Genomic DNA, 21313 nt, shown 5'->3' on the forward strand with positions numbered 1-21313 from the left:
ATCTCACGGATTGAGCACGATCTTTTTGGAAACCGGCCCCAACAAGGGGCCGGCTCATGCCCTGCTGATCGAATTAGAACGAGGTGCCGCCGCCGAACCTGAACTGCTGCACGCGATCGAACTGGCCCTTGGTGAGCGGCACGGCGTAGTCGAACCGCAGCGGACCGAACGGCGACTGCCAGATCAGGCCAATACCAACCGACGAACGGACGACATTGCCGTTGTCATACACCAGGCCGGTACAGGTTCCCGCCGAGGGCGGGTTGACGGTCGACGGCGTACAGTTCGAGTTCCTGGTCGTGGTCATTTCGTTGGTCAGCGACCACGTCGTCGGGCCCTGATAGTCGAAGAGGCCGCCGGCGTCGGCGTAGACCGCGCCCTTCAGACCCACTTCCTTCGGCAGGAACCAGAACGGCATCTGCAATTCGAACGAAGCGCCCCAATACTTGGTACCGCCAAGCGCGTCTTGCGTGCCAAAGGGATTCAAATCGCGCGGACCGATGCCGTTCGGAGCAAAGCCGCGGACCAAGTTCGGGCCCATCTGGAACTGATCCAGCATGCGGATATCGTTGTTGCCGATCTTGTTCAGCATGCCGCCCTGAAGGTGAACGAGGCCGACGATGTCGGACACCAGCGGAGCGTAGTACTTCGCGTCGACGACGGACTTCAGGTAGGTGACGTCGCCGCCCACGCCGGCGAAATCCTGACGGAAGTCGACGAGCAGACCGTCGGTGGGGTTCTTGTTGTTGTCCAGCGTGTTGTAGGTCAGCGTGTAGCCGAGCGCCGAGGTCAGGGTCTTGCCGCCGGCAAGCTCCTTGCGGACCGGCAGCGAGGCTTCGCCGTCGGAGTAGCAGCCGAGACCGCCGGTCGAGGTCAGATCGATCGGCGGCGTTTGCGATGCGGCAAAGGCCGGGCTCGGGTTGAAGGCCGACGAACCGAGGACGTTGTTACAGTTCGCCAGGTAGGACGGCAGCGTGATTTCCTGCTGGTAGATCGAGTAGCGCAGCTGGAGCGACAGATCTTCACGCAGGCTGAAGCCGAGGCGCGGGCTGAAGCCCAGCGTCTTCGTACCGTAGGAGATGTAGCTGTTGGAGAGCTGCTGACGCTGATAGAGGTCGAGACCGAGCGCGACGCGGTAGTCGAGCAGATACGGCTCGACGAACGACAGCGAATAGCCGCGCGCATACTGGCCGTAGGTCACCGACGCCTTGGCGAACAGGCCGCGGCCAAGCAGGTTACGCTCGGAGATCGAGACTTCCGCGAGCGCACCGTCCGTGGTGGAGTAGCCGCCCGAGACCGAGAAGTCGCCGGTCGATTTCTCTTCGAGATCGACGATCAGGACCACGCGGTCGCTGGAGGAGCCCGGCTCCGTCGTGATCTTCACGCTCTTGAAGTAGTCGAGGTTCTTCAGGCGGCGCTCGGCACGGTCGACCAGCGCGCGGTTGTAGGCATCGCCCTCGGAGATGTCGAACTCGCGGCGGATCACGTAGTCGCGCGTGCGGGTGTTGCCGCGGACGTTGATGCGCTCGATATAGGTGCGCGGGCCTTCGTCGATGTTGAACACGACGGCGACGGTGTGCGCCTCGAAATTACGGTCGCCGCCGGGACGGACCACGGCGAAGGCATAGCCGCGCCGCGACGCCTCGATCTGCATTTCCTCGACCGATTTCTCGACCGATTCGACGTTGTAGAGCGCGCCCACATTGACGCGCGAATAGTTGCGCATCGTGGTCGGATCGAAGTTCGGAATGGAGGAGCGGAAGTCGACGGTGCCGACGCGGTACTGCGAGCCTTCCTCGATCTTGAAGGTGACGTTGAAGCCCTTCTTCTCCGGATCGTATTCGGTGAGCGCGGCGACCACCTGGACGTCGGCGAAACCGTTCTTGAGATAGAAACGGCGAATCAGGTCACGGTCGGCCTCGACGCGATCGGGATCGTAGAGGTCGTTGCTGGCGAGGAAGCTCAGCAGGTTCGATTCGTGCGTCTTGATGACGTCGCGCAGGCGGTAGGACGAGAACGCGTTATTGCCGACGAACTCGATCGACTTGACGCCGGTCTTGGCGCCCTCCTCGACCGTGAAGATCAGGTCGACGCGGTTGTTCGGCTGCTCGATGATCTCGGGCGTGACGCGGACGTCATAGCGACCCGAGCGGCGGTAGATTTCGGCGATTCGCAGGGTGTCGGACTGCACCATGGCGCGGGAGAAGGTGCCGCGCGCCTTGGACTGGACTTCAGCGGTGAGCTGCTCGTCCTTGACCTTCTTATTACCTTCGAACGCGATGCGGCCGATCACCGGGTTTTCCACCACGGAGACGATGATCTGGCCACCGGAACCGCGATTGATTCGCACGTCCTGGAACAGGCCGGTCTCGATCAGGGCCTTCAGGCCGTCATCGATGGCGCCCTGATCCAGGCGGCCACCCGGGCCCGGCTTGAAATAGGAGCGGATCGTCTCCACCTCGACACGGCGATTTCCTTCGACGGAAATCGACTGGACGGTCTGAGCAAGCGCAGACGAAGACACAAAACCAGCCCCAACCGGGGCAAGCACCGGCGCGCCGAACAAGATCAGGGATGCGAGCAAGCCCCCCCGGAGTCGCAGTCCAAACTTCATTGCGCAACGCGCCCTTATCAGTACCAGACCCAACCCCAACGCCGGTCCGGGAGATTCCCCAAGTTCGAAGCCGCTTGTAGCCAATTTCCCCGATGTCGCAAACGGCCGCTGACACCGTAATTTCAATTTCATTCCAAGACGTTGCTCATGAGCAACGCCACAAAAAAGCCCGTATCAGGAAGCTGCCATCCGCAAGATGTCGTTATAGGTGGCAAACACCATCAGCATCAGCACCAAACCGAGCCCGATTCGGAACCCCATCTCCTGAGTCCGCTCGGACAGGGGTCGGCCCCGGACCACCTCCGCCGCGTAGAACATCAGGTGACCGCCATCGAGCAGCGGGATCGGGAACAGGTTCAACAGCCCGATCGACACCGACAGCACCGCGCACAGATTGATCACGAACTGGAACCCGGCGCTGGCCGCCTGCCCCGACATCTTGGCGATGCCGAGCACGCCGCTGACCTCGTTGGGATTGCCTTGTCCGACAAACAGCGAGCCAAGGAACTTGAAGGTGCTGGTGATGATGAACCAGACCTGCTCGACACCGATCTTGAGCGCTTCGCCGACGCCGACCGGCGTGGTCGAGGCCTCGCCGGCCTGGGACTTGTGCTCGACGCCGAGCACGCCGAGGCGGTGGCTGTTGCCAAAGGGATCCTTGCGCTCGAGCAGCGCCGGCGTCGCGGTCAGGGAGACGATGGCGCCGTCCCGCTTGACCTGGAAGGCAAGTGCCGAACCGGCATTCATCGCAACGATTCGCTGCATGTCGGCAAAGCTCTCGATCGGCTTGCCGTCGATCTGCACGACGACGTCGCCGATCTTGAAACCGGCCGTGGCCGCAGCGCCGTCGGCGACCACGCCGTCGACGCGGGCGATCGTGCTCGGCTTTCCGTAATAGAGCGCCATGGCGGCGAAGATCAGCGCGCCCAGGATGAAATTGGCGATCGGTCCGGCCGCGACGATGGCGGCGCGCGGGCCGACCTTCTTGTGATGGAAGCTACCGGCGCGCTCCTCGGCCGTCATGGCCGCAAGTGTCTCGGCCGACGGGGTCGAAGCCTCGCTCTCGTCGCCGAAAAACTTGACGTAGCCGCCGAGCGGGATCGCCGAGATCTTCCAGCGGGTGCCATGGCGGTCGTTGAAGCCGACGAGCTCCGGTCCGAAACCGAGCGAGAAGGTCAGCACCCGAACGCCTGCCCAGCGCGCGACCAGGAAATGGCCGAGCTCATGGAAGAACACGACGATCGTCAGGACGAACAGGAAGGGAACCGCGTAGCCGAGGAGCCCATGGCTCAACGTATTGAAACTATGGACGAAAAAGTCGATCATCGAATTCCCTCATCCAGCGCCGCAAGGCCCTGGCCCCGTGCCATCTAGGATGCCTTTAAGGCAATTTGAGGCAATAGGGCGGCAGCTCTATTTCGCGCAACATGGTCAACAGAGATTGCATCGTCAGCGGACGTCAGGGGAGCCTGGTTCCCGCCGCGAATCCAGTCGTCCAACGTCGCCTCGACCAGCCGCGCGATCGCGCCGAACCGGATCTTGCCGGCGATGAACGCGGCGACCGCAACCTCGTTGGCGGCGTTGTAGACGGTGGTCGCCCCCTTCCCGGTCCGGAGCGAATCGAAGGCCAGCCGAAGCCCAGGGAAGCGCTCGAAGTCCGGCGCCTCGAAGGTCAGCTGGCCGATCTTGGCCAGATCGAGCTTGGCCGCCGGCCCCTTGATGCGATCGGGCCAGCCGAGGCAGTGCGCGATCGGCGTGCGCATGTCGGGAGAACCGAGCTGGGCCACCACCGAACGGTCGGAGAACTCGACCATGCCGTGGATGATCGACTGCGGATGCACGAGGACGTCGATCTCGTCGGGCGAGAGCGCGAACAGATAGGACGCCTCGATCACCTCGAGGCCCTTGTTCATCATCGAGGCGGAATCGATCGTGATCTTCTGGCCCATGCTCCAGTTCGGATGCTTCAGGGCCTGCTCGAGGGTCGCCTGCTCGATGTCGGCGGGCTTCCAGGTCCGGAACGGCCCACCCGAGGCGGTGATGATGACGCGGACGAGTTCGTCGCGGTTGCCTGAGCCGAGCGCCTGGAACAGCGCATTGTGCTCGGAATCGGCCGGCAGGATGCAGGCGCCCGCTTTCGCCGCGCGCTGCATGAAGAAGTCGCCGGCGCAGACGAGACATTCCTTGTTGGCGAGCGCGACATGCGCGCCGCGATCGACCGCGGCCAGGGCCGGCTTCAGTCCGGCGGCGCCGCTTACGGCGGCCATCACCCAATCGGCCGGACGCGCGCCGGCTTCGATCACAGCGCTTTCGCCCGCGCCGCATTCCGTGCTCGTTCCCGCGAGCGCAGCCTTGAGCTCGGCGAACTTGGACGTGTCGGCGATCGCGACGTAGCGCGCGGAAAACTCCTTGGCGAGCTTGGCCAGCGCTTCGACATTGCCGTTCGCCGTCAAGGCTTCGACGCGATAGCGCTCGGGAGAGGCGCGCAGCAGATCCATCGTGCTGTCGCCGATCGAGCCGGTGGCGCCGAGAACCGTGACACTGCGGACGGTCGACGCCGCAGCCTTGTTGTTACGCAATGGGACCGCGCTCATATCCTCACCAAACCATAAGACCGCTTCCGGCGCTATGCACACCATGGCGGAGAAAGCCGATAATCCATGCCATCAGGATGGCGGCAACAAAACCGTCCAGACGGTCCAGTAGCCCGCCATGGCCGGGAATCAAGTGACTGGAATCCTTGACGCCGAAGCGCCGCTTCACCGCGGATTCGAACAGATCGCCCGCCTGCGATACCACCGACAGGATGGCGCTGACGAGCAGCAGTGGAACCGCCTTTCCGATCCCGCACGCCGCAAAGCCGGCCGCAACCAAAAGGCTCGCCGCAAAGCCGCCGAGCGCCCCGGACCAGGTCTTCTTCGGGCTCACGCGCGGCCATAGTTTCGGTCCGCCAATGCTGCGTCCGGCGAAATAGCCGCCGATATCGGTCGCCCACACCACGAGCAGCACGAACATCAGCGCGGCGAACCCGTTGACGAGATCCTGCCGCACCAGGATCGAGGCCAGCAGCGCCGCCGATGCGTAGGCGAAGCCGGTGGCCGCCCAGATGAACTTGGCCCGCGCGATCAGCGTCACGATTGCGCCGCCGATGAGGCCGGTGATGATCGCGGTCTTGAGCGCGCCGAAGGCGACGCAGGCCCCCATCATGGCAATGACGATCGTCCCTGCCCCGGTCAGTGCAGCAGACCCCGCGCCCACCACCATCAGCCATTCCGCGAACAGCCCGATCGACACCAGGGTGACGAGAAGCGCCCACAGCCAGCCGCCGGCATAAGCGAGTGCAATAGCGAGCGGCGCCAGCACCAGCGCTGCGAGGACTCGCATCACGAGATTGCTCGGGGCAGGCTTCTCGCCCGCTGATGCGGCGTCGGGTTCGCTCACGAGGCGTTTTTCGCGACCAGACCGCCGAAACGGCGCTCGCGTCTGGCGAATTCGGCGATCGCGCCTTCCAGCGCCGCCTTGTCGAAATCGGGCCAGTGGATCGGCACGAAGACCAGCTCGCTGTAGGCGGCCTGCCACATCAGGAAGTTGGACAGCCGCTGCTCGCCGCTGGTGCGGATGATGAGATCGGGATCGGGGATGTCGGGCGCATCGAGATGAGCCCCGATCGTCTCGGCGTCGATCGTTTCAGGGGCGCGCTTGCCGTCTGCGACTTCTCGCGCGAGCTTCTGCGCGGCTTTCGCGATTTCCTGCCGCGAACCGTAATTGAAGGCGACGACCAGCGTCAGGCGCGTGTTGTCGCGCGTCAGCTCCTCGGCCTCGTTGAGGAGTGCACAAATGTCGCTGTCGAGTCCGTCGCGCTCGCCGATGATGCGGACCTTGACGCCGTCGCGGTGCAGGCTCGCGAGATCGTTGCGGATGAAGCGACGCAGGAGACCAAACAGATCGCCGATCTCGCTCGCCGGGCGCGACCAGTTCTCCGAAGAGAAGGAGAAGATGGTGAGATAGCGGATGCCGAGCTCGTGCGAGGCACGCACCACCCGGCGCAGCGCCTCGACACCGCGGCGATGCCCTTCGGCCCGCGGCAGGCCGCGCGCGGCGGCCCAACGCCCGTTGCCATCCATGATGATGGCGACATGCGCAGGCGCGTCGGACCGGTCTGGTCCTTCGGTTGCTGGCGCGGCGGCGTTGGACATGAAGGCGGCCCTAAAGCATGATCCGGACAAGTGCGAAGCGGTTTTCCGAAAGATCATGCGCGAACAATAACCTAAAGCGCGATGATCGCGCTTTAGACGGTGAGGATTTCTTTTTCCTTGGCAGCCAGCAACTGGTCGATCTCGGAGATGGTGCCGTCGGTCGCCTTCTGCACCTCGTCGGCGTGACGCTTCTGATCGTCTTCCGACATCTCGTGATTCTTCTCGAGCTTCTTGAGGACGTCGAGGCCGTCGCGGCGGACGTGACGCGCGGCGACCTTGGCCGCTTCCGCGTATTTGTGCGCGACCTTGACGAGCTCCTTGCGACGCTCCTCGTTGAGCTCGGGGATGCGAAGGCGCAGCACCTGGCCTTCGGTCGCGGGCGACAGGCCGAGATTGGAATCGACTATCGCCTTCTCGACCGGCTTGACCATCGACTTGTCCCAGACCTGCACCGAGATCAGCCGCGGCTCCGGCACGCTGACGGTGGCAAGCTGGTTGAGCGGCATGTGGCTGCCGTAAGCCTCGACCTGCACCGGGTCGAGCATCGAGGCCGACGCGCGCCCCGTGCGCAGGCCGCCAAGCTCGTGCTTGAGGGCCTGGACGGCGCCCTGCATGCGACGCTTCACTTCGTTGAGGTCGAAATTACCCGTGGCCATCACGTTTCTCCTTCAAAATCCCGGCGACCCACTCCGCGCCCCTCAGGCGCGACCGACGAGGCGTCAGCCGGCGACGACGGTTCCGTGGCCGCCGCCACGCAGCACAGCGCCGATCGAACCCGGCTCCGCGATCGAGAATACGATGATAGGCAGCAACGTCTCGCGGGCAAGCGCGAAGGCGGTCGCATCCATCACCTTGTAGCCGCCCTCGATCGCCTGCGAATGCGTCAGCCGGTCGAATCGCGTGGCGGTCGGATCCTTTTTGGGGTCGGCCGAGTAGACGCCGTCGACATTGGTTGCCTTCAGCACAGCCTCGGCTCCGATCTCGGCGGCCCGCAGCACCGCGGTCGTATCGGTGGTGAAGAACGGATTGCCGGTTCCGCCCCCGAGCAGCACGATCCGGCCCTCGGCGAGGTATTTGTGCGCCGCGGTGCGGGTGAACAGCTCGGAGATCTCGGGCATGACGAAGGCCGACAGCGTACGTGCCGGTGTGCCCTTGCGCTCGATCGTCGCCTCCAGCGCGAGGCAGTTCATCATGGTGGCGAGCATGCCCATGGTGTCGCCGGTGGTGCGCGACACCCCTTGCGAGGACACTTCGACGCCGCGCACGATGTTGCCGCCGCCGATCACCACCGCAACCTCGGTGCCGAGCTGGCGGGCGGCGATCAGATCGTCCGCAACCCGGTCGAGGGTCGGCTGATCGATGCCAAAACCCTGCTGCCCCGCGAGATACTCGCCGGACAGCTTGATCACGACGCGACGATAGACCGGATCAGTCATGAGCACTTTCCCCGCCCGGGCGCCGCTTCCGGCGGCAAGCCGGAAGGAACGTACCGGCGCTTACTTCTTGCCGCTGGCCGCTGCGACCTCGGCCGCGAAGTCGCTTTCCTGCTTCTCGATTCCCTCACCGAGAGCATAGCGCACAAAGCCCGCGATCTTCACCGCGCCGCCGACCTTGCCTTCGGCTTCCTTCACCGCCTGCGCCACCGACTTGCCGGTGTCGTGGATGAAGGCCTGCTCGAGCAGGCAGACTTCCTTGTAATAGGTCTTGAGGCCGGACTCGACGATCTTCTCGATCACGTTCTCGGGCTTGCCCTGCTGGCGATATTTGTCGGCGAGCACGTCCTTCTCACGCTTCACGACCGCCGGATCGAGGCCGGACGGCTCGAGCGCGAGCGGGTTGGTGGCCGCGACATGCATCGCGATCTGGCGACCGAGGGCCGCGAGCTCGTCGGCCTTGCCGGGCGATTCGAGCGCGACGATCACGCCCATCTTGCCGGCGCCTTCGACGACGGCGCCGTGGACGTAGCTCGACACGACGCCCTGCGTCACTTCGAGCGAAGCTGCGCGACGCAGCGTCATGTTCTCGCCGATGGTGGCGATCGCGTCGTTGATCGCGGCTTCGATCGTGACGTCACCGACCTTGGCGGCCTTGATCTTCTCGACATCGGCGCCGACGTCGAATGCGACCTGCGCGACCATCTTGACGAGGCCCTGGAACTGACCGTTGCGCGCGACGAAGTCGGTCTCGGAGTTGACCTCGACCACGACGCCCTTGGTGCCCTTGGTGAGCGCGCCGATCAGGCCTTCCGCGGCGACGCGGCCGGACTTCTTGGCGGCCTTCGACAGGCCCTTCTTGCGCAGCCAGTCCTGCGCCGCTTCCATGTTGCCGTCGTTTTCGGTGAGCGCGGCCTTGCAGTCCATCATGCCTGCGCCGGTGGACTCGCGCAGATCCTTGACCATCGCAGCTGTGATCGTTGCCATCGTTGAAAATCCTTCTTGCCTGCCGGTTTGCCGCGGCGTGGCATCAAACAGCCCCGCCGCGGTCCATCTCAGGAATTCGCGTCAACTGAAATGGTGGCCGGACTTATATCCGGCCAACCCATCGCTCTTTTTGACTATTCCGCTTCCGCGGTCAGCGCCTTGGCCTTGGCCACCCAGGCATCCGCACGGCTCGGCAGACCGACTTCTTCGCCGATCTTGTGCGCGGTGTCGTGATCGAGCTCGGCGAGCTGCCAGAAGTGGAAGATGCCGAGGTCGTTGAACTTCTTCTCGATCGCGCCCGACACGCCCGGGAGCTTCTTGAGGTCGTCGGCGGTGCCGCGCGGACCGGCAAGGCCCTGGAAGCCGCTCGAGGAAGCGGCCGGCAGCTCTTCGGCGACCGGACGAGCCGAGGCACCGATGTCGATGCCCGAATCGCCCTGGGCGCGCGAGATGCCGTCGATCGCCGCACGTGCGATCAGGTCGCAATACAGCGCGATCGCGCGGCCGGCATCGTCATTGCCCGGGACCACATAGGTGATGCCCTTGGGATCCGAATTGGTGTCGACGATCGCGGCGACCGGGATGTTGAGCCGCTGGGCTTCCTGGATCGCGATGTCTTCCTTGTTGGTGTCGATCACGAAGATCAGGTCGGGCAGACCGCCCATGTCCTTGATGCCGCCGAGCGAGCGATCGAGCTTGTCGCGCTCGCGCTGAAGCGTCAGGCGCTCCTTCTTGGTGTAGGAGCTGGCGTCGCCGCCGGACAGCACGTCATCGAGATGACGCAGGCGCTTGATCGAGGCCGAGATCGTCTTCCAGTTGGTCAGCGTGCCGCCGAGCCAGCGCGAATTGACGAAATACTGCGCGCAGCGCTTGGCAGCGTCCGCGACGCCGTCCTGCGCCTGGCGCTTGGTGCCGACGAACAGGATGCGGCCGCCCTTGGCGACGGTGTCGCTGACCGCCTGCAAGGCGGTGTGCAGCAACGGCACGGTCTGCGCGAGGTCGACGATGTGGATGTTGTTGCGGGCGCCGAAAATGAACGGTGCCATTTTCGGATTCCAGCGGTGAGACTGGTGACCAAAGTGCACGCCAGCTTCGAGGAGCTGACGCATGGTGAAATCGGGTAGCGCCATAGTTTCAATTCTCCGGTTGGTTCCTCCGGAAACGTGTGAGCAAAACGGAGCGTTCTCGCCCCGGTTGCCACCGGACGGCCTTGTGAGCCATGTTTCCGTGTGAGATGGGGCGCTATATAGCGCCATTTCGGCCAGAAGCAAGGAAATAAGGGCCTTTCGGGGGCTGTTTTCGCCTCCCGAAGGCCCTCTTCCGTAAAGACCAGGCCAGTCCGTAACGACCTAGCACTTGGGCTGGTTCGGCGGGCACTTTTTCGCCGCCGGCGCCGCTGGGCGCGCCGGAGGTGCCGCTGGACGCGGCGGCGGCGCGACGGCCATCCGCGGCGGCGGCGGTGGTGCCGGCCGGGCGACCGGCGGTGGCGGCGCGGGCCGCGCCACGGGTGGAGGTGCAGGCCGGGCCATGGGCGGAGGCGCCGGCCGTGCAACCGCCACAGGCGGAGCCGCGCGGGCCGGCGGAGGCGATGCGACATGCGGCGGCGATGCCGGACGAGCGACGGGCGGCGTCGGCCTCGCCACGGCCTGCGGCCGCGATGCTGGAGCTGACGGCGACGGCCGGGCGGCCTGCGCTGGAGGGGTCGCGGGCAAGTTCTGCGGTTTGACCAGCTCGCGCGCGGTCGAGGGCGGCGGCGTGACCGGCTTGCCCGTGGCGCCCGAGGGCGTGCCGGGCGGTGTGCCCGCAGCAGTTGGCGGCGCGACAGCCGGCTCGCGGGTTGCAGACTTGCCGCCAGCGGGCGCGCCACTGGGCGGGGTCTGAGCAACCGGCGGCTTCGGCGGTTGGCCGGGCGCAGCCGGGTTCGCGGTGGGCGCAACGGTCGTCGGAGTGCCGGCCGTTGGCGCGCCAGGATGGGACGGCAGCGTTGTGCCGGGCGCAGCCGTGGTCGGCGCCCCCGGATGCGTCGGCGGGGGCGCACCGGGTGCATTTGCCGTCGGCGCCAAGGGCCTGCCGCCAGGCGACGTCCCTGCCCCGGCCGGCGGCGCTGGCGGCCCGCCTTGGGCGCCGGGAACCGGCAGCGTGTTGGTCTGTGGCAGCCTGGTCGGCGGTGCGGCGGGGGGCGTGCCGGTCGGCGCGACATTGGCCGGCGTCCCTGGAGGTATCCCCGGCCTCGCCGTCGGCTGGACCGTCGCGCTCGGCGGCATCGGCGCCTTGCCCTGCTGGATCAGCGCGGCGCGCTGCGTAGCGGCTTGCGGCAACATTGGCGCTACCGGGTTGGCGCGGTCGGCAATCGCCGGCCTCAGATTGCCAGGCCCGGTCCCTCCTCCCGCTCCCACGGGCGGGGCGGGCGGCCGGTTGATCACGGTGTTGATGACCGTGGTGTTATGGATGTTGTTGAAGACGATGTTGTTCGGCGGCGGCGCGACATAGATCGGCGGCCTGACGAACACCGGGATCGGCACGAACATCGGCTGCGGCAGCACGAACAGGCCGACAACGGGCAGCGGTGGCTCGAGCACGACGAAATCCGGCGGCGGCGGCGGCAGATAATAGACCGGCGGCGGCGGTGGCGGCGCGAAGCCAAAATCAGGGTCGCTGAAGTACAGCACGGGACGGTCGACATAGACCACCTCCTCCGGCGGCGGGGGCGGCACGTCATAGTCGATCATCGCGAAGGTCGGCGGTGGCTCGGGCGGCGCGGTGAGAATCGCCAGACGCCGGCGCGCATCGGCCGCGTGCGGCCCGCGCGGATAGCGGCGCAGATAGGACCAATAGGCCTCAGGCGTATCGTTCCGGTAGGTCCGCCGCCAGGTGATCGCCTCGCGGCGCGCCGCGACGATCGCCATCACGCGCTTCGACAGCGGGTCACCCGGATAGGCCGCGAGAAACTCTTCATAGGCCGGCAGCGTGTCGCGCTCGAGCGCGGCCGCATAGGCGTCCTGCACGCCGAGATCGCGGATCGGCTTGTTGCGGAACGCGGCAACCTGGTCGGGCGCGGCCTCCGGCGGCGGCGCATCGGGCCCGCGCTCGAAGAACGAGAAGGGCGCCGATATCTTCGCCTCGTTCCAGGGCACCTGCGCGCCCTTGCTGGCCTCGTTGACGCGCAGACGGACGCGGTCGAACACCTCGGCGAGCGGCAGGCCGCCGGTACGGATCATCTCCGCCAGCGATTGCGCATAAATACCGTACGGGCCGGGCTCTTCCGGCGCGACCGTGCCGGGCGCGGCGTTGAAGGCGATCAGCATGTTCGGATCCGGCTCGACCAGCGCCAGTCCGCTCGCGATCTGCTGGCCGCCCTCGATGAAGGGCTGCGCGCGCGCCGCGTCGAGCACGACGATGTTGGCCTTGAGCGGAACAGAAGCGAGCTGGCGGGCGTAGTCGCTGATCCGCAGGCCTTCGGTCGGAATGTCGGTGTCGCGGGTGATGTTGGAATCGACCGGGATGAAATAGTTCTCGCCCGCGAGCTGCACGCCGTAGCCGGCAAGATAGATCATCGCGACGGTGCCGGGGCCCGAGGCCTGCGCCTTCTGGATGAAATCGCGAAGACTCTTGCGCAGCGTGTCGCCGTCGAGATCGCGCGCGCCGACCACGTCGAAGCCCGCCGCTTGCAGTGTCTGCGCGATCAGGCCGGCATCGTTCGCGGTCGTCGCCAGCGGCGACTTGGCGTAGGCGCCGTTGCCGACCACGAGCGCGATGCGCTTTTCCTGCTGCTGCGCGCGCGCCGGATCGGGCGCGGCCGCAGCGAACGCCAGGATCGGCAAGAGAAAACAGATGAAGGCCTTGTAGGTCCCACGCATGGCTTGCTTGCCCGCTATCGTTGTTGAGCTGCCACCGTACATGAGACGCGCGGCCGGCTGAATGGCTCTTGAACGAAAAGCGCGGATTGAGGCGGCGGCATGGCGCCCCCGCCCCGTCAAACCCCTGCGTCAGGCCCGCGTAAGCCTCGCGACCGCGCTGTGGCGCGAACCTCGCTCAGCCCTGCGCGATCAGATCGACTGTTCCCGTGGTGAGCCGGTAGATGCCACCGACGACCTTCAGCTTGCCCTGCTCCACGGCCGCATTGAGGATCGGCGCGGCCGATTTCAGCTTCGCGACGTTGTCGATCACGTTCTGCCGGATCGCCTTGTTGAGCACGTCCCCGCCCTGCTGCATCGCAGCCTTTGCGGCGGGCGCGATCGCATCGACCAGCGAGGGAATGTGGCCCGGCGGCGACGTGTTGTCCTTGATTGCCTTCAGCGTCGCATCGACCGCGCCGCAGGCATCATGGCCAAGCACCAGGATCAGCGGTGCGTTGAGCACGGCCACCGCATATTCCATGCTGGCAATGGTTTCGGTGCCGGCAAAATTTCCGGCGACGCGGCAGACGAAGAGATCCCCGCGGCCGCTGTCGAAGGCATATTCCGGCGCGATGCGCGAATCGGCGCAGCTCAGAACCGCCGCGAACGGATTCTGTCCACCGGCCAGCGCCTCGCGCTCGTGCTTGAAATCGTGGCGCCGCGCCACACCGTCGACATAGCGCGCATTGCCCTCCATCAGCCGCTTCAGCGATGCGTCGGGCGACAACACGTTCTGCGGCTTGGGTGGCTGCTTGGCCTCCTTTGCCAAGGCGCCGCTCGCGAAAGCTCCGCCGGCGAAGGCCATGCCGAACGCAGCGGCGCCAAACAGCATCGCGGATCGCCGCGACGGCGCGATGTCTCGATGCAGAGATTCAGAGCACTTGTCGCACATGTGACGTTTCCCCAGGTACAGTGGACGAATGGAAGCGTCGCGATGATAGGTGCATCGATGTGAAGAAATCACCAATGATAAATGATGCAACTGATGATTGCTGCAACGCGAACCATGTTGCAAAGCCGAAGCGATCGCTCGCCTCACGCGCAACAACCGCACAGAGCTGCGCCCACCTGCATATATTCGAGATCGGCTACTAAAGCATGATCCGGAAAAGGGCAGCAATTCTCACTCACCACAAACGCGGCACGCGTTTGTGGTGAGATCATACGCTAACGCCGATCCCAAGCGCGATGACGATTCTTCCGGATCTCATCGTGCTTTAGAGCTGCTGCACGTCCACGACGCCCGCGACCGCCTTGATCGCGCCGGCGATCTGCGGCGAGACCTTGAAGCGGCCGGGAAGCTTCATCTCGACCTCGGTCTCGAGGTCGAGCATCATCACCAGCGAGACCTCGCCGTCGCCGTTCGAGCGCGGCGCGATGCCGGGACTGCCGACTTTTGGCGCGGCGCCGTTCGAGGCCGCCATATCGGGTCCGGCCAGTCGCTTGGCGATCGACTCCAGCGGCTTGGTGTCGCGCACGAAGATGCGCAGGCCCTTCTGCGTCTTGGCGGCGGCGTCATCGAGCGGCTCGGCATGCAGCACGCGGGCACGGACGTCCTCGCCCTGCAATTCCGCGCCCAACTGGAGCAGCACGGCGGCGCCCGGCTCGAGCACATCGCGGTATTGCGCGAGGCCCTCGGAGAACAGCACCGCCTCGAAATGGCCCGTGGGATCAGACAGCCCCATGATGCCCATCTTGTTGCCGGTCTTGGTGCGCCGCTCCATGCGCGACACCACGGTGGCCGCGACCTTGCCGGCGGTGGCGCCGGTCTTCACCGCACGCGAGAACTCGGCCCAGCTCTGCACCCGCAGGCGCTTCAGGACCATCGCGTAATCGTCGAGCGGATGGCCCGACAGGAAGAATCCGATCGCGTCATATTCGCGGCGCAACCGCTCGGCCGGCAGCCAGGGCTCGATCTGCGGCAGCATGATGGTCGGCGCGTCCGCCGACATGCCGAACATGTCGTTCTGGCCGATGGTCTCGGCCTGATGCGCACGCTGGCAGGCGGCCAGGATCGAGTCCGCGCCGGCAAAAACCCGCGCCCTGTTCGGCTCCAGCGTGTCGAAGGCGCCGGCAGCGGCGAGGCTTTCGATGATGCGCTTGTTGATCGCGCGCGGATTGACCCGCGCGGCGAAGTCGGCGAGCGAGGTGAACAGCCCTCGCCTGGTCCGCTCCTCGATGATCTGCTCGATCGCCTGGATGCCGACGCCCTTGAGCGCGGCGAGCGCGTAGTAGATCGTCTTGTCACCGACCTCGAAGGTCGGGCCTGAGCGGTTGATGTTCGGCGGCTCGACCTTGATGCCGAGGCGCTGCGCCTCGGAACGGAATTCGGAGAGCTTGTCGGTGTTATTGAGATCGAGCGTCATCGACGCCGCGATGAACTCCACCGGGTAATGCGCCTTCATATAGGCGGTGTGGTAGGACACCAGCGCATAGGCCGCCGCGTGGCTCTTGTTGAAGCCGTAGTCGGCGAACTTTGCGAGCAGCTCGAAGATGGTCTCGGCCTGCCCCTTCGGCACGCCGTTCTTGACCGCGCCGGCGACGAAGATGTCGCGCTGCTTGTCCATCTCGGCGCGGATCTTCTTGCCCATGGCGCGGCGCAGCAGGTCGGCGTCGCCGAGCGAATAGCCCGACATGACCTGCGCGATCTGCATCACCTGTTCCTGGTAGATGATGACGCCGAAGGTCTCCTTCAGGATCGGCTCCAGCACCGGATGCAGATATTCCGGCTCCTCGTCGCCGTGCTTGCGCGAGCAATAGGTCGGGATGTTCGCCATCGGGCCCGGGCGATAGAGCGCGACCAGCGCGATGATGTCCTCGAAACGGTCGGGGCGCATGTCGACCAGCGCGCGCCGCATGCCCTGGCTTTCAACCTGGAACACGCCGACCACCTCGCCCCGCGCCAGCATCTGGTAGCTTTCGGCATCGTCGATCGGCAGCGTCGCGAGATCGATGTCGATGTTGCGCGGCTTCAGGAGCTTCACCGCGACGTCGAGCACGGTCAGCGTCTTCAGGCCGAGGAAGTCGAACTTCACGAGCCCGGCCGGCTCGACCCATTTCATGTTGAACTGGGTCACCGGCATGTCCGACTTGGGATCGCGGTACATCGGCACGAGTTCGCTCAAGGGGCGATCGCCGATCACGATGCCGGCCGCGTGCGTCGAGGCGTGGCGGGTCAGGCCTTCGAGGCGCTGCGCAATGTCGAAGGCGCGCGCCACCACCGGATCTTCATCGCGGAACGCCTGAAGCTTCGGCTCGCTCTCGATCGCGGTGGCCAACGTCACCGGCGCGGCCGGATTCTGCGGCACCAGCTTGGTCAGCTTGTCGACCTGGCCATAGGGCATCTGCAGCACCCGGCCGACGTCGCGCAGCACGCCGCGCGCCTGCAGCGTACCGAAGGTGATGATCTGCGCGACCTGGTCGCGACCGTAGCGCTCCTGGACATACCTGATCACCTCGCCGCGGCGGTCCTGGCAGAAATCGATGTCGAAGTCCGGCATCGAGACGCGTTCCGGATTGAGGAAGCGTTCGAACAGCAGGCCGAACTTGATCGGGTCGAGGTCGGTGATGGTCAGCGCCCAGGCGACCAGAGAGCCGGCGCCCGAACCGCGCCCCGGTCCGACCGGAATCCCTTGGCCCTTCGCCCATTTGATGAAGTCCGACACGATCAGGAAGTAGCCCGCGTACTTCATGCGCATAATGACGTCGAGCTCGAACGCCAGGCGCTTGCTGTAGTCCTCTTCCGTGGTGCCCTGCGACAGGCCGTGCACGCGCAGGCGGTTGGCGAGCCCCTCCTCCGCCTGCCGCTTCAGCTCGGCCGCCTCGACCGACGCGGCGTCGGAGCTTGCGGCGGCGCCGACGGTGAAGAACGGCAGGATCGGCTTGCGCGTCATCGGGCGGAACGAGCAGCGCTCGGCGATCTCCACCGTCGAGGCCAGCGCCTCCGGAATGTCGGCGAACAGCACTGCCATCTCGGCGCGGGTCTTGAAGCGGTGATCGGGTGTGAGCTGAACGCGATCGGTCTCGGCGATCAGCCGCCCGCCGGCAATGCAGAGCAGCGCATCGTGCGCCTCGTAATCGTCGTTCGAAGCGAAATACGGCTCGTTGGTCGCAACCAGCGGCAGGCCTTTTGCGTAGGCGATGTCGATCAGCCCGCTTTCGACGCGGCGCTCCTTGTCGATGTTGTGGCGCTGCAATTCGACATAGAGGCGATCGCCGAACAGGCCGGCGAGACGCTCGCAGCGCGTCGCCGCAATTTCGGCCTGCCCGCTGGCAAGCGCGAGCGAGATCGGCCCGTCAGGGCCGCCCGTGAGTGCGATCAAGCCTTCGGTCTCACCGTCGAACCAATCGAACTTGATGAACGGCGCGTGGCTGTCAGGCGATTCGAGGAACGCGCGCGAGTTCAGCCGCATCAGGCTGCGATAGCCGCGCTCCTGGGCCGCCAGCAGCACCACACGCGACGGCAGCAGCGCGTTGCGCGCGTTGGGATCCTGGTCGCCGAAATCGATCGCGAGCTCGCAGCCGACGATCGGCTGGATGCCGGAGCCCGCCATCTTGTCGGAGAACTCCAGCGCGCCGAACATGTTGTCGGTGTCAGTCAGCGCCAGTGCGGGCTGGTGGTCTTTCTTCGCAAGCTCGGCGAGCTTGGCGATCTTGATCGAGCCCTTGAGCAGCGAATAGGCCGAGTGAACGTGAAGGTGGACAAATCCGGCGCTCGGCATGGTCGCGTGACGGCCTCTTGCAGTGAGATGGAGCGGTCGCCGGCTCCAGGGGGATCATGAGGACATCTTCCGCCCACCCAGCCGACTCGCCTCACAATGGTGGGGCGTCACCGCTTCAGAGTCCACGCCGGAGCCACGAAACGGCCGCGTCGTCCCGCTTTTCCCCAAGGGCATGACCAAGGGGTCTGGCCAGCTGCGGCCTAGAGCTGCGGAATCACCTGCGCCCAGATTGCGATCATCCCGACGAACAGCGAGATCGAGGCGAGTGCGGCGGCTTCTTCCACGAAAATCCTGAACATGGCTTGCTCCATCACCAGAACGTATGAAGAACATTGTTCTCATTTCGTTCTTGAGAGTCAAGCCGTGTGAGCTCTCTCGAAAAGTGATGGTTAACTCGCTGAATTCACGCAACAAAAAAGCCCCGGCGCAAGGCCGGGGCTTTTCGACGATCGCTCGAAATGAGCGACCAGTCTCAGTAGCGACCGATCATCGGGCCGCCGAACTTGTAGTTCAGGCGGACGAGACCCATGTCGACGTCCTGGCGGATGCGCTCCGAGCCGGCGAAGCCAGCGAAGGTCACGTCCTTGTCGGACAGGAAGATGTGGTTGTACTCGACGCCAACCGACCAGTTCGGCGCGAAGCCGTACTCGAGGCCGGCACCGACCGTGCCACCCCAGCGGCTGTCGCTGGACGAGGAGAGCAGCGCGCCCGCCGTGCTGGAGATCTCGTACTTGTTGCTGACCACAGCCGCACCGCCCTTGACGTAGACCAGGACGTTGTTCCAGGCGTAGCCAACCTGACCGGTGATCAGACCGAACGCATCGATCTTGGTGCGGTTGCGGGTGGCGAACAGCGCGCTGGTGTTGTCGCCCGAGAAGTCAGCCCAGTTGCCCTGGCCTTCCACACCGAACACCCACTGGCCGGACTGCCAGCGATAGCCGATCTGACCACCGACCGTGCCGCCGGTCGCATCGTGCGAGCCTTCGCGGCCCACGCCAACGAAATCCCAGGTCGCGTGCGACGAACCGCCGCCGCCGTTGATGCCGATGTAGAAGCCGCTCCAGTCATAGACGGTCGCGATCATCGCGGGCGCCTTGGTGTAAGGCCGCGCAGCGAGGTCAGCAGCCAGCGCCGGCGCAGTCGCGCTCAGCGCGACAAGGCTCACAGCAGCAAGCAACAGATTCTTGTTCATTTGATTCCCGTTCCAGTTTCGTCGTTAGGCCCCCGGGCCGTAGGGCCGTCATATCAGCGCTCGACGGAATTGCTGTAACCCCGACGCAACAGTCGGGGCCAAAGGGCTGTGCTGCGTTAATGAATGTTTAGCAGCGCGCGCGCGAAACCCTTTGAAACAAGGGTTTTCATGAGTTCCAATGTCGACTACACGACGTATGTTGCATCTGTGCCTGGACATCTGATGCACGCACGATTGTGTGATTGGAGATTGAGATGCGCAGACAGATTGCCCTCCCCATTATCGCCACATTTTCGCTCGCAATCGCCACATTCGCGCTCACGCTGAGTGCAAGCACGCCCGCACGCGCATTCGGCACGCATCACGCGTTCTGCCTGACCGGCCAGGAATGGCCGGGGCTGAGCAATTGCACGTTCGACAGTTACGCACAGTGTCAGGCAAGCTCGTCGGGCCGCGCGCTGACCTGCATCGCGAATCCGTATTTCACGGGCCAGAGCGACGATCCCTACGCCTATCAGAATCGTCCGCGCGCCCAGACACCGGGCTATTCACCCGGCTACTACCCACCGCGCTGAGATGCGCAGCGCCCGCTTCGTGCTCGTCGCCACCGGCCTGCTCTTCTCGGGCGTGCCGGCGCACGCGCAGACCTACGATCCCAGCTATCCCGTCTGCATGCAGATCTACGGCCCGGTCGGCTATTTCGACTGCCGCTACACTTCGCTCGAACAGTGCAGATTTCTCGCCGTCGGCCGCTCCGCGAGCTGCGCCGTGAACCCGTACTTTCCGCAGAAGCGGTCAAAGGCTCCCCGGCGGCCGAAGCAGGCCGACTAGGCGTGCTCCCATGCCGGGACTTGCCAACTTTGACGCCCTTGCGAGCTTAACGCACTTGCGAGCTTTTCCATCCCGCCGACATTGCCCGCTCACCCCCTCGTCGCGTATTCGGAAGTTACTTTCCGAGCGAGGTCTTGCACGACAGCCAAGAACGCAGCCGACGCCATCGGCCGATACGGCTCCAAGGCCTGGTCCGAGGGCGGTAACGTCAGCAGCAGGTCCGCATCGCCATGACAATCTTGATAACCTTGCAGCCAGAGCGCTGTCACATGGACCGCCGGCACGGTGAGCAGGAAAGCCTCGAAGCGTCCTTCCCGAACTTCAGGAAGCTTCTCGGCACGACGGATCGCCTCCGACGTCGCTGCCACAAACGGCCCTTCGTTCAGGTCACCCAGTTCATACGTCGTCTCATACGTCGTCGCTGCCGACTTCACGATTGTCGCAGCAGCGATCGGCTCCTGTTCCTCTCCTCCACCATCATCAGCGGCGGTGCGCCGCTTCGCTTCAATCACAAGAAATCTCCAATTGCCTAGCTTCGCAGCCGCTCTGAGTTTGTCTGCGCGACGGATCTTGCCAAAAGCCAGATAGGCAATGCGATGCGGCAGGGAAATGAAGACCGCGTCACGGTTGGCAGTGGAAAGCCTTGATCGCGGGAATTTCGGGTTGCCCACCCGGCTGGCCACCGCTCGCTTCACAGCTACGACCGCAGCCGCCGGAGGATCGCTGGGATGAATTGCCATCTTTTCTCTCCTTTCGCGGTGGCGAGGTTCTAGACCGGGGGCTTGGTGAAGTAAGTGTCCGTCCAGACACCTTTGGCGTCCTGATAGTTTGAGCAAAATCGATTAAACTGGATCTCTGGTGTTAGGCCGAAAAGGGGATCCTCAATGACCAGGCTGTCGGTATCCTCCAGATATCCGACGATCGCGACGAAGTGCGCCGGTCCCTCCTCATCTTCGTCTCCCGACCAGACCGTGCGAACACAAATGGGTCGCCCTGCACTGATCTCCTGCTGCACCTCCATTCGTGTCGCTCGTTGGTCGAGGGCCAACACGGCGAGGCAGCGGACTCGATTGAGCGGTGATCCGAGAGAATGCGTCACATCGAATTCCAGACCCGGCGTGCCGCAAGGGAAATCACAGCAATCATGCCGGTTCAATTCGAGGTCGGCGATGCGGCACTGCGTGAAAGTACTGGTCTCGTCGTAATAGCCCGAGATGCTGGAAGCGACGGCTGCCCAGCACCAATTGATGTGACACTGATGTTGCATCGTGAAATCTGGCGCCAACTGAATCCGTGTCCTTTCGATGACGGAAATTTCTTCCATACCCATTGCAATACCTCGTGGTTGAGATCGATTGGTCCAACTTCAATTCCTTGTGGCCGTGCGGAGCGCATCCTTGCAAAATCCAAGGATGCGATCTCGGCTGCGGCATTAGGCACTGT

At 64.8% G+C, this 21313-nt stretch carries 17 protein-coding genes; 2 read left to right on the forward strand and 15 right to left on the reverse strand.

The features are described 5' to 3' along the window. Positions 1-73: 73 nt before the first annotated feature. From bamA to CT676_RS03190, 13 genes are all read right to left on the reverse strand, one after another. A complete protein-coding gene (gene bamA / locus CT676_RS03130; protein ID WP_135213814.1) occupies positions 74-2614 on the reverse strand; it encodes an outer membrane protein assembly factor BamA in 2541 nt (846 codons plus the stop codon). 174 nt (positions 2615-2788) lie between these two features. Next, entirely contained in the window at positions 2789-3940 is a 1152-nt protein-coding gene (gene rseP, locus CT676_RS03135) for an RIP metalloprotease RseP (RefSeq protein ID WP_028151694.1), read from the reverse strand. 44 nt (positions 3941-3984) lie between these two features. Beyond that, positions 3985-5208, reverse strand: coding sequence for a 1-deoxy-D-xylulose-5-phosphate reductoisomerase (gene dxr / locus CT676_RS03140; protein ID WP_028151695.1), 1224 nt, complete (start codon positions 5206-5208; stop codon positions 3985-3987). 4 nt (positions 5209-5212) lie between these two features. Further along, a complete protein-coding gene (locus tag CT676_RS03145; protein ID WP_135213815.1) occupies positions 5213-6055 on the reverse strand; it encodes a phosphatidate cytidylyltransferase in 843 nt (280 codons plus the stop codon). Next, entirely contained in the window at positions 6052-6810 is a 759-nt protein-coding gene (locus CT676_RS03150; protein WP_014494938.1) for an isoprenyl transferase, read from the reverse strand. Before CT676_RS03150 ends, CT676_RS03145 begins: the two co-directional genes overlap by 4 nt. A 92-nt stretch (positions 6811-6902) precedes the next feature. Continuing rightward, positions 6903-7466, reverse strand: a complete 564-nt coding sequence (gene frr, locus CT676_RS03155) for a ribosome recycling factor (RefSeq protein WP_014494937.1) — start codon at positions 7464-7466, stop codon at positions 6903-6905. 63 nt (positions 7467-7529) lie between these two features. Beyond that, positions 7530-8246 carry a UMP kinase gene (pyrH, locus tag CT676_RS03160; RefSeq protein ID WP_028151698.1) on the reverse strand — a complete coding sequence of 239 codons (717 nt, stop codon included), beginning with the start codon at positions 8244-8246 and terminating at the stop codon, positions 7530-7532. A 60-nt stretch (positions 8247-8306) separates the two neighbouring features. Then, positions 8307-9230 (reverse strand): translation elongation factor Ts, encoded by a 924-nt coding sequence (gene tsf / locus CT676_RS03165; protein ID WP_028169462.1) that lies wholly within the window; start codon positions 9228-9230, stop codon positions 8307-8309. A 134-nt stretch (positions 9231-9364) separates the two neighbouring features. Beyond that, complete coding sequence (locus CT676_RS03170) at positions 9365-10360, reverse strand: 30S ribosomal protein S2 (protein WP_028151700.1); 996 nt, start codon at positions 10358-10360, stop codon at positions 9365-9367. Positions 10361-10579: 219 nt separating this feature from the next. Further along, a complete protein-coding gene (locus tag CT676_RS03175) occupies positions 10580-13087 on the reverse strand; it encodes a caspase domain-containing protein (RefSeq protein ID WP_135213816.1) in 2508 nt (835 codons plus the stop codon). Between the two features lie 175 nt (positions 13088-13262). Next, positions 13263-14018: a carbonic anhydrase gene (locus CT676_RS03180; protein WP_135213817.1), complete on the reverse strand. Its 756-nt coding sequence runs from the start codon at positions 14016-14018 to the stop codon at positions 13263-13265. A 325-nt stretch (positions 14019-14343) separates the two neighbouring features. After that, complete coding sequence (dnaE, locus tag CT676_RS03185) at positions 14344-17847, reverse strand: DNA polymerase III subunit alpha (protein ID WP_135213818.1); 3504 nt, start codon at positions 17845-17847, stop codon at positions 14344-14346. 472 nt (positions 17848-18319) lie between these two features. Further along, the gene (locus tag CT676_RS03190; RefSeq protein WP_063983028.1) at positions 18320-19039 is read right to left on the reverse strand and encodes an outer membrane beta-barrel protein; all 720 of its coding nucleotides are present in this window, start codon (positions 19037-19039) and stop codon (positions 18320-18322) included. A gap of 254 nt (positions 19040-19293) precedes the next feature. Between CT676_RS03190 and CT676_RS03195 the strand changes: the two genes are divergently transcribed. Further along, a complete protein-coding gene (locus CT676_RS03195) occupies positions 19294-19614 on the forward strand; it encodes a DUF3551 domain-containing protein (RefSeq protein ID WP_135213819.1) in 321 nt (106 codons plus the stop codon). 1 nt (position 19615) lies between these two features. Then, positions 19616-19870 (forward strand): DUF3551 domain-containing protein, encoded by a 255-nt coding sequence (locus tag CT676_RS03200; protein WP_135213820.1) that lies wholly within the window; start codon positions 19616-19618, stop codon positions 19868-19870. A gap of 89 nt (positions 19871-19959) precedes the next feature. Here CT676_RS03200 and CT676_RS03205 read toward each other — a convergent pair whose 3' ends face one another. Together CT676_RS03205 and CT676_RS03210 are read right to left on the reverse strand one after the other, a co-directional pair. Then, complete coding sequence (locus CT676_RS03205) at positions 19960-20610, reverse strand: hypothetical protein (RefSeq protein WP_135213821.1); 651 nt, start codon at positions 20608-20610, stop codon at positions 19960-19962. Positions 20611-20639: 29 nt separating this feature from the next. After that, positions 20640-21200 (reverse strand): papain-like cysteine protease family protein, encoded by a 561-nt coding sequence (locus tag CT676_RS03210; RefSeq protein WP_135213822.1) that lies wholly within the window; start codon positions 21198-21200, stop codon positions 20640-20642. Between the last annotated feature and the right edge of the window lie 113 nt (positions 21201-21313).

The sequence above is a fragment of the Bradyrhizobium sp. MOS001 genome, assembly GCF_004634465.1.
Lineage (GTDB): Bacteria > Pseudomonadota > Alphaproteobacteria > Rhizobiales > Xanthobacteraceae > Bradyrhizobium > Bradyrhizobium barranii.